Source organism: Streptomyces sp. NPDC096311 (assembly GCF_044763085.1).
Classification (GTDB): domain Bacteria; phylum Actinomycetota; class Actinomycetes; order Streptomycetales; family Streptomycetaceae; genus Streptomyces.
Genome location: NZ_JBIWFN010000004.1, coordinates 500,431 through 512,767 on the forward strand (window position 1 = coordinate 500,431; position 12,337 = coordinate 512,767).

The window sequence follows — 12,337 nt, forward strand, 5'->3', positions numbered from 1 at the left end:
CCCGGCGACGCTGCGTAGCCGTACGGGTGCGGTGCGCGGCGTGTGCGGGTTGTCGGCCGTGGCGGTGAGCGTGTGAAGGCGGTGGCGTACGTGACGGAAGAGACCGACCGGAGGCCGGAGACACCGGCGGAGGCCGAGGGAACGACGGGTTTGTTCACCGCGCTCGGCAAGATGCTGAAGCTGCTGCGTGAGCGGGCGGGGCTGACGCAGAAGGAGTTCGGGCAGGCGGTGGGGTACGGGCCCGACGCGATCTCCGCCATGGAGCGGGGGGTACGGGTGACTCGGCCCGAGCTGCTGGAGAAGGCGGACGAACTCCTCGATGCCGGGGGGCTGTTGAAGCAGGCGATCCCCGAGGTCAGGGAGGCGATGAAGAAGGCGCGGACGCGTCATCCGGAGTGGTATCGGAGTTACGCGGGGCTGGAGGCGGAGGCCGTTTCGCTGTACGACTACAGCACGATGGGCGTGCTCGGGCTGTTGCAGACGGAGTCGTACTCGCGGGCGGTGTTCACACAACGACACCCGCCACTCGACGAGGCGACCATCGAGCGGCGCGTGCCGGACCGCCTCTCGCGACAGCAGCTCTTCGAGCGATGGCCTCCGCCGGAGTGCAGCTTCGTACTGGAGCAGGCGGTACTGGAACGGCCCATCGGAGGCCCCGAAGTGCACGCCGAACAGTTACAGCAGTTGCTGCGCATCGGGCGCCTGCGAAACGTGCAGCTTCAGGTGATGCCGACGCGGCGCCGTGAACACCCCTGCTTGGACAGCTCATTCACCCTCCTGACTCCCAAACGGAAGGAGCAAGTGGCGTACATGGAGTCCCAGGGTTACCCGAGGCTGATCACCGACCGCGAAGAGGTCCGCGTCCTCGCCGCCCGCTATGGGATCATCCGGGCGCAGGCGCTCAACCCGTACGAGTCCCTGGACCTGATCGAGAAGATGCTGGAAGAGCGATGACCATAGAGCAGTTGAACTGGTTCAAGTCGAGCTACAGCAGCGGCGAAGGCGGCCAATGCCTCGAAGTCGCCTACACCTGGCGGAAGTCGAGCTACAGCGACGGCGAGAGAGGTCAGTGCCTTGAAGTCGCTGTCACCGCCCACACCATCCACCTCCGCGACTCCAAGAACCCCACCGGCCCCCACCTCACCCTCTCCCCCACCACCTGGTCCGCCTTCCTCACCTCCGGGCCCGGGATTGCGGGTCCCTGACGCGCACGGCGCGACGAACACGGCGGAACTCGGTACGGCCCTGTCCACCGAGATCGGACGCTGGGTCCCCCACGACGGGTACCACCTGATCGGCCTGGACCCCGTCAGCGGCACCATCTCCTTCCACGTCGCCCGGCACGGCTACGGCACGAGCGCGCGGCGCGTGCTGAACAAGGAGTACTGGCGGACCGGTTCGGCCCTGCCCTTCCCGGCCCTGTTCGGCGGGCCCACACCGGTCGCCGTGCTCGGTACGGCCGGTGACGTGCCCCCGTGCGACGTACGGCTGCACGAGGTCATGCAGGCCGAGGGACTGGGCTGCGAGATGCGGATCGCGCTCACCGTGGGCGGCCTGGCGTGCGGCGGCATGGTGCTGCTGCGGGAGCGTGGCGGCAAGCCGTTCTCGGACACCGAGATCACGCGCGCCGAGCGCCTCGCCGCACCGCTCGCCGTCGCCCTGCGCCGCTTCGTCGCCGACCGGCCGCTGCGCTTACTGCCGTACGAGGGACCGCCCGGGGTGGTGGTCGTGGGCCGGGACGACACGGTCAAGGCGGCGAGTCCCGGCGTACAGGACTGGCTGTACGAGTGTCTGCCCGCACCCGGCGGCCGGCCAACGGGCCCCCAGGGCCCCCCGAAGCTGGACCACGAGGCCCTACGCAGCTCCGTCTGCAACATCACGGCCACCGCGCGCCGGGCACCGGACGGTACGGCGGTCACCCGGATGTTCACCGCGCGCGGCTGGGCGCTGCTGCACGCCCAACCGCTGTGCTCGCCGGAGACGGGCGACATGGTCGTCACCATTCAGACGGCGACGGCCGAGGCGCTGCTGCCTACGGTGGCCGCCTGGTACGGGATCACCTCGCGGGAGCGGGAGGTGGTCCGGCACGCGCTCGAAGGCCTCGCGGCGAAGAACATCGCCCGCCGCCTGGAACTGTCGCAGCACACCGTCAACGACCACTTGGGAGCCGTCTACCGCAAGTTGGGCGTGAGTGGACGCGAGGAACTCCTCGCGTGCCTGCGGCACCGCGCAACCCCCTAGTTCTCGGGATAGCTCCCCGTCTCGGCACCCGCCACCGTGATGACGGGAATCACCGAGCGAGGGAACACCATGCACCGCCTGCGCCTGACCATCGCACTCCTCATCACGGCGGCCACTCTGGCAGTGGTGACTCTCTGCCCCGGCAGGTATTGACGTTGCCTTACCGTGGGTAACCTGGCTCCGGAGTAAATACACCCGAGCCGGGAGTTGGACCATGGCCGACCGCTACCTGACCCCTCTCCTCGCCCAGGGCGCCTTCCTCTCGCCCTTCAAGCGACCCCGCCCGGACGCCCACGTCCCGCCGACCCGCCTCGTTCTCCCGGACGTCCGTATCGATATCGCCCGGCTCACCACGTACGAGCGGGTCTGCGGGTTCGCCACGGGGGCGGACGCGCTGCCGGTGACGTATCCGCACGTCCTCGGGTTTCCGCTGGCCATGCGGATCATGGCGAGCCGCTCGTTCCCCCTGCCGCTGCTCGGGCTCGTCCACACCTCTATCCAGATCACCCAGCACAAGGCACTGGCGACCTCAGAGACGTACGAACTCGGCGTGCGCGTCGCGGGGTTGGAACCCCATCGCCGTGGGACGCAGGCCTGCGTCGTGACCGAGGCGAGCGTCGACGGCGAGGTGGTGTGGGAGTCGAGGAGTGTCTATCTCGCGCGGCACCGGACGGCCGGGGAGCCGACGTCCACGCCCCCGCGGGAGCCGGGCGACGGCAAGCCCCTCCCCGTCCGTGCCGAGTGGCGGCTCGGCGGTGACGTGGGGCGGCGGTACGGTGCCGCCTCGGGGGACCGCAACCCCATTCACCTGCACCCCCTCACCGCCCGCCTGTTCGGCTTTCCCCGCGCCATCGCGCACGGCATGTGGACGGTGGCCCGTTGTCTCGCCGAACAGGGTCCCCAGGACGCGGTACGTCTGCGTGCCGACTTCAAGGCCCCCGTCCTCCTCCCGGGCACGGTCACCTACGCCGCCGACGGCCCCGCGTTCGAGCTCCGCGGCACGGACCCCGGACGCCTGCATCTGACGGGCGACCTACAGCCCGTACGGTGAAGGGGTCAGTCCTGCGGGGGCGTCCACGGGCGGTTGTTCATCAGGTCGCCCAGGCCCGCCCAGGCGAAGTTCATCAGGGTCGCCGCGGCCTGCTTCGCGGAGACGCCCGGCGTGGCGTTGGCCCAGGCGGCGAGGGACTCGGCGGCGCCGACGAGGGCCTCGGCGAGTCCGGCGACCTCCCGTTCGGGCAGGGACGGGTCACGGTGGGCCTCGCGCGCGGCGACCACGATCAGCTGGGTGACGAACGCGACGAGTTCCTCGCGCATCGCCGCGACCTCGGCCGCGAACGGCTCGCCGTGCGTGCGCGCCTGACGGTGCAGGACCGCCCAGCCGTCCGGATTCTCCGCCGTGTGCGTGAAGAACGCCCGCAAGCCTGCCCAGAGTTGACGGTCGGCGGGCAGACCGGGCTGGACGCCCGCGCGTACCGCCGTGGTCAGTGCGGCCGCCTCACGGCGGATGCAGGCGGTGAAGAGGTCTTCCTTGGAGTTCAGGTACAGATACACCAACGGCTTGGACACGCCCGCCAGATCGGCGATCTCGTCCATCGAAGCGGATCGGTACCCCAACTGCCCGAAGGTCCGCACGGCGGCGTCCAGCATCTGCTGTTCACGTACCGCGCGCGGCATCCGCTTGTTCTTCACAGCACCCATATGGGCAAGCGTACGATCGGCCGCCGTCGGCCCGGTACAGCGTTACGAGGTCTGGCCCTGCACGCCGCCGCGGGTGGCGTCGTCCACGCCGTCCTCCTGGCTGCGGTTCTGCTCCAGGTTGGTCTTCATGCGATCCACGCGCGCGACGACCTGGGCGGAGGCGCGGTCGCGCTCCTTGCGCAGCACGACGAAACTGATGGGCGCGGAGATCATCAGCGCGAGCAGGACGATCCACATGTAGTTGGAGTCACCCAGGCCGCGCGGGGCGATGCCCAGGTAGACGAGGCCCCAGACGACCACGAGGCAGCCGGCGAAGACGCCGAGGCGCATCAGTGTGTAGCGGCCCATGTCAATCCACTCTTCCGTTCCGAACCGTTTCGAACGTTCCCAAAGGGCACCGTCCAGTGAAGCACGCCCGGCGTTCCCGGCGCGCAGGGGGGCCTCAGTCGGTGCGCGGGAGAGGCAGCAGCATCGTGATCTCGTCGCGGTCGTCGCCCGGCGCGACACGCAGCGCGTCGGGCGCCCGGCCGATCTCCTTGTAGCCGCAGGAGGCGTAGAAGCGTTCCAGTCCCTCCCCGCCCCGGCAGGTGAGGCGGAGTCCCTCCAGGCCGAGCGCGCGGGCCCGGTCCTCGGCCTCGCGGAGCAGGTCGGCGCCGTAGCCGCGGCCCTGGAGGGCCGGGTCGACCATGACGGTGTACAGCCAGGCCCAGTGGCGCATGAGGGGGTGGTCGTTGAGCGCGAGGAACGCGGTGGCGGCGAGCCGGCCGTCGGCGGTGAACCCGGCGAGGAGCCGGGTGCGGCCCTCGGCTATCGCGGTGAGATGGGCCTCGGCGCGGGGGCGTATGTCGACGGCGGTCACCGGCGGCACGAAGCCGACCGCACCGCCCGCGTTGGTGACATCCGTCCAGAGGGTGAGCAGCTGGTCGGGCAGGGGGCGGGGCGGCTTCGCGTCACGGGTGAACAGGGTGAAGGTCAGTGGCACGGCCACCGAGCGTAGAACACCGAGGTCGGAGTGGACCAACTGCGGATGTCGCCCGTCCACGCCCGGTTGAACTTCCGGAACACGACGGCGGAGTGTCGTCGCACGAAGCGAAAGGCCGGCCCCCTCCGCGAGGAGGGAACCGGCCAAGGGGCCGTCATGGGCGTACGACCGGACGGCGGAGCGTCAGACGCGCATCGGCTGCGGCGACTCGCGGCGCGCCGGGTCCGGGCCGTCGTACTCGCGGATGATCTCGTAGCGGGTGTTGCGCTCGACCGGCTGGAAGCCCGCGTCGCGGATCAGGTCGAGCAGGTCCTCGCGGGTCAGCTTGTTCGGCGTGCCGTAGTTGTCCGCGTCGTGCGTGATCTTGTACTCGACGACCGAGCCGTCCATGTCGTCGGCACCGTGCTGGAGGGCGAGCTGCGCGGTCTGCACACCGTGCATCACCCAGAAGACCTTGACGTGCGGCACGTTGTCGAAGAGCAGCCGGGAGACCGCGAAGGTCTTCAGGGCCTCGGCGCCGGTCGCCATCTGGGTGCGCGCCTGGAGCCGGTTGCGGACCTTGCCGTCCTTCATGTCCACGAAGTCGTGCTGGTAGCGCAGCGGGATGAAGACCTGGAAGCCGCCGGTCTCGTCCTGGAGCTCGCGGAGCCTGAGGACATGGTCGACGCGGTGGCGGGGCTCCTCGATGTGTCCGTACAGCATCGTGCACGGGGTCTTCAGACCCTTCTCGTGCGCGAGCCGGTGGATGCGCGACCAGTCCTCCCAGTGCGTGCGGTGGTCCACGATGTGCTGGCGGATCTCCCAGTCGAAGATCTCCGCGCCGCCACCGGTGAGGGACTCGAGGCCCGCCTCGATCAGCTCGTCGAGGATCTCCGACGCCGACAGCCCGGAGATGGTCTCGAAGTGGTGGATCTCCGTCGCCGTGAAGGCCTTCAGGGAGACGTTCGGGAGTGCCTTCTTCAGCTCGCTCAGCGACCGCGGGTAGTAGCGCCACGGCAGGTTCGGGTGCAGGCCGTTGACGATGTGCAGCTCGGTGAGGTTGTCGTTCTCCATCGCCTTGGCGAGGCGGACGGCCTCCTCGATGCGCATCGTGTACGCGTCCTTCTCGCCCGGCTTGCGCTGGAACGAGCAGTACGCGCAGGACGCGGTGCACACGTTCGTCATGTTGAGGTGGCGGTTGACGTTGAAGTGGACGACGTCGCCGTTCTTGCGCGTGCGCACCTCGTGGGCGAGCCCGCCCAGCCAGGCCAGGTCGTCCGACTCGTACAGCGCGATGCCGTCCTCGCGGGTCAGCCGCTCACCGGCTCGAACCTTCTGCTCCAGCTCGCGCTTGAGCCCGACGTCCATGCCTCTACCTCTTCCTAAGACAGACTTCGCCAACCGTACTCCCCCACCCTCCGGGCGGGAGGAGCCCCATCAGGCACTTCGTGCCCTAGCCCTCTTCGGGCAGCTCTCCGACCCGGTTCTCCCACTTCGTGGAGAGCACGATCGTCGTACGGGTCCGGGAGACACCCTTCGTCCCCGAGAGCCGTCGGATGGTCTTCTCCAGCCCGTCGACATCACTCGCCCGCACCTTGAGCATGAACGAGTCGTCGCCCGCGATGAACCAGCAGTCCTCGATCTCGCCGAGGTCCCGCATCCGCCGGGCCACGTCCTCGTGGTCGGCGGCGTCGGAGAGCGAGATGCCGATCAGGGCGGTGACGCCGAGACCGAGCGAGGCGGAGTCGACGGTGGCGCGGTAACCGGTGATGACCCCGGCCGCCTCCAGCCGGTTGATGCGGTCGGTGACGCTGGGTCCCGACAGACCGACGAGGCGCCCCAGCTCCGCGTAGGAGGCCCGGCCGTTCTCTCTCAGGGCCTGGATGAGCTGCCTGTCCACCGCGTCCATGCGATCGCTAGCCTTCCGCTGAAGTGTGTGAGTCGTGAGTGGTGCGATGTTGCTCAGTGGTGCTCGGTTGCTCAGTGGTGCTCGGATCGTGCGTGCTCCGGTCGTACGTGCTTCGCTTCACAGGTGCTCGGCCGTGGCCGCTCAGGTCGCCCGGGAACCGCCGCCGAGTTCGCCCTCCCACCGGCGGTACAGCCCGTGTTCGACACCCGCCGCGTCCAGCACCCGCCCGGCGACGAAGTCCACCAGGTCCTGGATGTGGGTGGCCCCCGCGTAGAACGCCGGCGAGGCGGGCAGCACGGTGGCGCCCGCGTCGTCCAGGGAGACCAGATGGCGCAGCGTCTGCCCGTTCAACGGGGTCTCGCGGACGGCGACGACGAGCTTGCGCCCCTCCTTGAGCGTCACACTCGCCGCGCGCTGCAGCAGATCCTTCGACAGCCCCAGGGCGACTCCGGCCACACAGGCCGTCGAGGCCGGCACGATCAGCATGCCCTTCGAGGGATACGAGCCCGAGGACGGCCCCGCCGCCAGGTCACCGGCGCTCCAGTGCCGTACGTCCTCGATGCGCACGTCGAAGGTGCCGGGCTTGCCGTCCGCGCCACGCGCCAGCCATTCCCGCAGGTCGTCCTGCCAGTGGGCGTCCCGGAAGGGGAGGCCGGTCTCGTCGAGCAGCGTGAGCCGGGAGGCGCGCGAGACCACCAGGTCGACGCTCTCCCCCGCCGCCAGGAGCGCCCGCAGCACGGAGGCGGCGTAGGGCGTACCGGAGGCACCCGACACCCCCACGATCCAAGGCCGGCGCTGCGTCTGTCCTGGCTTCATGATGTCGAGGGTATCCGGCGGCTGTCGGGATTCAGACCGTGAGCCCGCGGACCAGCAGATCGAGCAGGGCACACACGAACAGGGCGATGCCGATGAATCCGTTGACTTGGAAGAACGCGCGGTTCAGACGGGACAGGTCGTGCGGCTTCACGATGGAGTGCTCGTAGAGGAAAGCGCCCGCGACGATCAGCAGGCCGAACCAGAAGAACGCGCCCGCGTCGGTGGTGACGGCGTACCAGGCGAACAGCGCGGTGGTGACGGCGTGGCAGCCGCGTGCCCCCCAGATCGCGGCGGGGATACCGAAGCGCGCCGGTACCGACATGACCCCGACCTCGCGGTCCGTCTCGACGTCCTGGCAGGCGTAGATCAGGTCGAAGCCGCCGATCCAGATCCCGACCGCGAGCCCCAGGATGACGGCGTCCCACGACCACTCGCCGGAGATCGCCAGCCAGCCGCCGATCGGGCCCATCGCCTGGGCCAGACCCAGGATGGCCTGCGGGAAGTTCGTGAACCGCTTGCCGTACGGGTACACCACCATCGGGATCACGGCGATGGGGGCGAGGGCCAGGCACAGGGGGTTCAGGAGAGCCGCGGCGCCCAGGAAGAAGACCAGCGCGACCAGCGCGCCCGTCCACGCGTGCTTCACGCTCATCGCGCCGGTGACCAGCTCACGGTGGGCCGTGCGCGGGTTGCGGGCGTCGATCTCGCGGTCGATGATCCGGTTCGCCGCCATCGCGAACGTACGCAGCCCGACCATCGCGATCGTGACGAGCAGCAGCCTGCCCCAGTGGATGTTCCTGTCCCACTCGAACATCGCGGTCAGCGCGGCGATGTAGGCGAAGGGCAGCGCGAAGACGGAGTGCTCGATCATGACGAGCCGGAGGAAGGCCTTGGTGCGCCCCGGCTGCCGCGGGAGCGCGGCGGATGCGCTGGTCACCGGCCGGCCGCCCTTGTGCTGTTGATGGACCTCACAAGCCGTACTCCTTCCAGCGGCGGTCGACCGTCGCCGCCGTCTCCGGGTCGGAGAGAACCATTTCCGGCCATCCCCCGTCCCGGGTGTAACCCTCCTCGGGCCACTTCCTCGTCGCGTCGATGCCCGCCTTGCCGCCCCAGAACTGCTGGTAGGAGGCGTGGTCGAGATGATCGACGGGGCCTTCGACGACGGTGAGGTCGCGGGCGTAGTCGGTGTTGCCGAGGGCCCGCCACGCGACCTCGTGCAGATCGTGGACGTCGCAGTCCGAGTCCACGACCACGATGAGCTTCGTGAGGGACATCATGTGTGCCCCCCAGACGGCATGCATCACCTTTTGGGCGTGCTTGGGGTATTTCTTGTCGATCGCGACGATCGCGCAGTTGTGGAAACCGCCGGCCTCGGGGAGGTGGTAGTCCACGATGTCCGGCACGATGATCTTCAGCAGGGGGAGGAAGAAGCGCTCGGTCGCCCGCCCGAGAGGGCCGTCCTCCGTCGGGGGCCGCCCCACGACGATCGACTGGAGCAGCGGCCGCTTGCGCATGGTGACGCAGTCGATGGTCAGCGCCGGGAAGGGCTCCTGGGGCGTGTAGAACCCCGTGTGGTCGCCGAAGGGCCCCTCCGGGAGCATCTCCCCCGGCTCCAGCCACCCTTCGAGCACGACCTCCGCGTTCGCGGGGACCTGCAGCGGGACGGTCTTGCAGTCCACCATCTCGATCCGCTTGCCCTGGATGAACCCGGCGAAGAGGTACTCGTCGATGTCAGCGGGCAGGGGGGCGGTGGAGGCGTACGTCACGGCGGGCGGGCACCCGAAGGCGATCGCGACGGGCAGTCGCTCTCCCCTCCTCGCCGCCACCTGGTAGTGGTTGCGGCTGTCCTTGTGGATCTGCCAGTGCATGCCGATGGTGCGCTTGTCGTGGCGCTGGAGGCGGTAGAGCCCGAGGTTGCGGATCCCGGACTCGGGGTCCTTGGTGTGGGTGAGCCCGAGGTTGAAGAAGGAGCCGCCGTCCTGGGGCCAGGTGAAGAGTGCGGGGAGGGCGTCCAGGTCGACGTCCTCACCGTGCAGCACGACCTCCTGCACGGGCGCGTTGTCGGACTTCACCTTCTTCGGCGGTACGTGGGTCATCGCGCCGAGCTTGCCGAAGGCCTCGCGTACGCCGACGAAGCCGTGAGGGAGCTCGGGCCTGAGCAGGCCGCCGATCTTCTCGCTGATCTCGCCGTACGACTTCAGGCCGAGGGCCTTCAGCAGCCGCCGGTCGGTGCCGAAGACGTTCATGGCGAGCGGCATGGCGGACCCGCGCACGTTCTCGAAGAGCAGCGCCGGTCCACCCGCCTTCTGCACCCGGTCGACGATCTCCCCGACCTCCAGATACGGGTCCACCTCGGCCTTGATGCGCTTGAGGTCGCCCTCGCGCTCCAGCGCCCTCAGCAGGGATCGAAGATCGTCGTAAGCCATGCGTCCCAGTATCGCTGAGGCCCACCCGACACCGACGTGCGCCCCACCGCCGCGGGCGGCACCACCCCTCTCGCCCCCGCCGCCCCTACCCGTCCCGTCCCAGGGGCTCCGCCCCTTCCACCCCGCCGGGGGCTACGCCCCCAGACCCCCTGTCGGCCTGAACGGCCTGCTCCTCAAACGCCGGACGGGCCGAGTGATGAGGGCCGACCAGGCCGAGGCGTTCAGGGGTGCGGGGAAAGTGTCATCCCCCCGTTGAAGTCAGCCGCTACCCTGTGCGCGTCACCGGGGGCCCCGCACCGCCCCGCCACCGTCCACTGGGGGACCGTTCCGCCATGCTCAGGTATCTGCCGTTCCTGCTGGTCCTGGCGCTGTGGATCTACGCGTTCATCGACTGCCTGAACACGCCGGAGGAAGAGGTCCGGGGCCTGCCCAAGGTGGTCTGGGTCATCATCATCCTGCTCTTCGGCGAGGTGCTGGTCGGCCCGATCGCCTGGCTGGTCGCGGGCCGCAACCGGCGAGGCCCGGCGGGCGGCTCCACCCCCTCCGAGTGGCACCGCAACCACCGCACGCAGTACGTCGCACCCGACGACAACCCGGAGTTCCTCAACTCCCTCAAGGCCGAGAACCGAAAGGACGAGGCCCTCCTGAAGGACTGGGAGGCCGACCTGCGGCGCCGCGAGGAGGAGCTGCGGCGGCGCGAGGCCGGCGAGGAGTCCGAGAGCTGACGCCCGTACAAGCCGGCGCCCGTACAAGGTGTACGCCGACGAGCCTCCCGAAACGGACAGTGCGCCTCTGGCCGGGGGTGGCGGGGCCCCGGACACTTACGGTGCATGACGACCGCTCCCGCCGGCACCACCGCACCGATCACGCCCGAGTACGGCGACAGAGTCATCGCCGTCGAGACGGCGGGCTCGGAGCCGATCCCCGACGCCGAACGCCACGGCAGTCCACTCCAGTTGCTGTGGACCTGGGCCTCCCCGAACATCGAGTTCGCGACCGTCTTCATCGGCGTGATCTCTGTCCTCTTCTTCGGCCTGGGTTTCTGGCAGGCGACCGCGGCCATCGTCCTGGGCACCGCGCTCGGCGCCCTCACACAGGGCGTGCTGTCCCTGGACGGGCCGCGGTTCGGCGTCCCGCAGATGGTGATCGGCCGGTTCTCCTTCGGATACCTGGGCAACATCCTGCCGTCCGGGGTCAACGGCCTGGTGGCGGGCGTGGGCTGGTTCGCGGTGAACAGCGTGAGCGCGGCCTTCGCCCTGAACACCCTGACGGGCCTGCGCCCGCTGCCCTCCCTGCTCCTCGTGGTGGTGGCCGAGATCCTGATCGGCTTCATCGGCCACAACTTCGTGCACACCTTCGAGAAGTACGCCTTCCCCGTCCTCGCGGTGATCTTCCTGCTGGCCGGGGTGTGGACCTTCAAGGACGCACACCTCGACGGGGGCGGCGCGGGCGGCGGCATCGGCGGCTTCCTGCTCGCGTTCAGCGCGGCCTGGGGGTACGCCGCGGGCTGGAACCCGTACGCCACGGACTACTCGCGCTATCTGCCGCGCACGGCGAACAAGTTCAGGACGGTCCTCTACCCGGCGGTCGGCCTGTTCGTGTCGGTCGCCGTGGTCGCCGTCATCGGCGCGGCCTCGGCGACGATCGCGGCCCCGGAGGACGCCACTCCGACGGCGGCCTTCACCGGTCATCTGCCGGGCTGGCTCGGCGACCTGGTCCTGATCGCCATCATCCTCGGAGCGGTCTCGGCGAACGCTCTGAACGTCTACTCCGGGGCGATCTCGATCACGGCCCTCGGCCTTGAGCTCCCCGTCCGGCTGAGCCGCAGCGTGCTGGTCGTGGTGTCCGGGATCGCCGGTACGGCGGCGGCGTGGGCGTCGCTGTCGGACGCGGGTGCGGCCTATGAGGCGTTCCTGCTGGTCATCGCGTACTGGGTGGCCCCCTGGCTGGGCGTCGTCCTGGTGGAGCGGTGGACCCGGTCGCGCACGGCGACGGACGAGGAGCGGGCACGCCGGCTGGGCGACCGCTCGTACACCAACTGGCCTGGCCTGGCCGCCCTGTTGATCGGCGTCGCGGTGTCCGTCCCGCTCTTCTCCAACCAGGAGAAGTACGTGGGCTGGGTGCCCGAGCACTACCCGTCCTTCGGCGACAGCACCCCGCTGGTCGGCTTCGTGCTGAGCGCGGGGCTGTACGCGGTGCTGCGGCGGCGCAGCGGCTAGGCGGGATCTTGCGCTCGGTCAGCGCAGAGCGGAGGTGAACGTACTGCTGCGCCGGCACCGGACC

Annotated in this window: 14 protein-coding genes; 6 read left to right on the forward strand and 8 right to left on the reverse strand. The window is 69.7% G+C overall.

Annotated features, from left to right (window positions below; all coding sequences use genetic code 11):
• The first annotated feature begins 90 nt into the window (after window positions 1-90).
• The 4 genes from ACIRA5_RS13885 to ACIRA5_RS13900 all read left to right on the forward strand — a co-directional run bounded on the left by ACIRA5_RS13885 (window position 91) and on the right by ACIRA5_RS13900 (window position 3,292).
• Window positions 91-954 (forward strand): helix-turn-helix transcriptional regulator, encoded by an 864-nt coding sequence (locus ACIRA5_RS13885; protein WP_403690555.1) that lies wholly within the window; start codon window positions 91-93, stop codon window positions 952-954.
• Window positions 951-1,205, forward strand: coding sequence for a DUF397 domain-containing protein (locus tag ACIRA5_RS13890; RefSeq protein ID WP_403690557.1), 255 nt, complete (start codon window positions 951-953; stop codon window positions 1,203-1,205). The genes ACIRA5_RS13885 and ACIRA5_RS13890 overlap by 4 nt, the downstream gene beginning before the upstream one ends.
• Window positions 1,192-2,241, forward strand: coding sequence for a helix-turn-helix transcriptional regulator (locus tag ACIRA5_RS13895; RefSeq protein ID WP_403690559.1), 1,050 nt, complete (start codon window positions 1,192-1,194; stop codon window positions 2,239-2,241). The genes ACIRA5_RS13890 and ACIRA5_RS13895 overlap by 14 nt, the downstream gene beginning before the upstream one ends.
• A gap of 214 nt (window positions 2,242-2,455) precedes the next feature.
• Entirely contained in the window at window positions 2,456-3,292 is an 837-nt protein-coding gene (locus ACIRA5_RS13900; RefSeq protein ID WP_403690560.1) for a MaoC family dehydratase, read from the forward strand.
• Window positions 3,293-3,297: 5 nt separating this feature from the next.
• On the opposite strand, the gene ACIRA5_RS13905 is transcribed toward ACIRA5_RS13900, so the two are convergent.
• From ACIRA5_RS13905 to ACIRA5_RS13940, 8 genes are all read right to left on the reverse strand, one after another.
• The gene (locus ACIRA5_RS13905; RefSeq protein WP_403690563.1) at window positions 3,298-3,942 is read right to left on the reverse strand and encodes a TetR/AcrR family transcriptional regulator; all 645 of its coding nucleotides are present in this window, start codon (window positions 3,940-3,942) and stop codon (window positions 3,298-3,300) included.
• Window positions 3,943-3,984: 42 nt separating this feature from the next.
• Entirely contained in the window at window positions 3,985-4,290 is a 306-nt protein-coding gene (locus ACIRA5_RS13910) for a DUF4229 domain-containing protein (protein WP_403690565.1), read from the reverse strand.
• 94 nt (window positions 4,291-4,384) lie between these two features.
• Entirely contained in the window at window positions 4,385-4,924 is a 540-nt protein-coding gene (locus ACIRA5_RS13915) for a GNAT family N-acetyltransferase (RefSeq protein WP_403690568.1), read from the reverse strand.
• Between the two features lie 183 nt (window positions 4,925-5,107).
• Window positions 5,108-6,271: an aminofutalosine synthase MqnE gene (gene mqnE, locus ACIRA5_RS13920; protein WP_403690571.1), complete on the reverse strand. Its 1,164-nt coding sequence runs from the start codon at window positions 6,269-6,271 to the stop codon at window positions 5,108-5,110.
• Window positions 6,272-6,356: 85 nt separating this feature from the next.
• The gene (locus ACIRA5_RS13925; RefSeq protein ID WP_054232130.1) at window positions 6,357-6,812 is read right to left on the reverse strand and encodes an Lrp/AsnC family transcriptional regulator; all 456 of its coding nucleotides are present in this window, start codon (window positions 6,810-6,812) and stop codon (window positions 6,357-6,359) included.
• 141 nt (window positions 6,813-6,953) lie between these two features.
• Window positions 6,954-7,628 (reverse strand): UbiX family flavin prenyltransferase, encoded by a 675-nt coding sequence (locus ACIRA5_RS13930; protein ID WP_054232129.1) that lies wholly within the window; start codon window positions 7,626-7,628, stop codon window positions 6,954-6,956.
• A 31-nt stretch (window positions 7,629-7,659) separates the two neighbouring features.
• Entirely contained in the window at window positions 7,660-8,565 is a 906-nt protein-coding gene (mqnP, locus tag ACIRA5_RS13935; protein WP_403690574.1) for a menaquinone biosynthesis prenyltransferase MqnP, read from the reverse strand.
• A 31-nt stretch (window positions 8,566-8,596) separates the two neighbouring features.
• Entirely contained in the window at window positions 8,597-10,054 is a 1,458-nt protein-coding gene (locus ACIRA5_RS13940) for a menaquinone biosynthesis decarboxylase (RefSeq protein WP_403690576.1), read from the reverse strand.
• Between the two features lie 332 nt (window positions 10,055-10,386).
• On the opposite strand from ACIRA5_RS13940, the gene ACIRA5_RS13945 reads away from it, so the two are divergent.
• Window positions 10,387-10,779 (forward strand): PLD nuclease N-terminal domain-containing protein, encoded by a 393-nt coding sequence (locus tag ACIRA5_RS13945; protein ID WP_403690578.1) that lies wholly within the window; start codon window positions 10,387-10,389, stop codon window positions 10,777-10,779.
• Window positions 10,780-10,884: 105 nt separating this feature from the next.
• Window positions 10,885-12,273, forward strand: coding sequence for a purine-cytosine permease family protein (locus ACIRA5_RS13950; RefSeq protein ID WP_403690580.1), 1,389 nt, complete (start codon window positions 10,885-10,887; stop codon window positions 12,271-12,273).
• Window positions 12,274-12,337 lie beyond the last annotated feature (64 nt).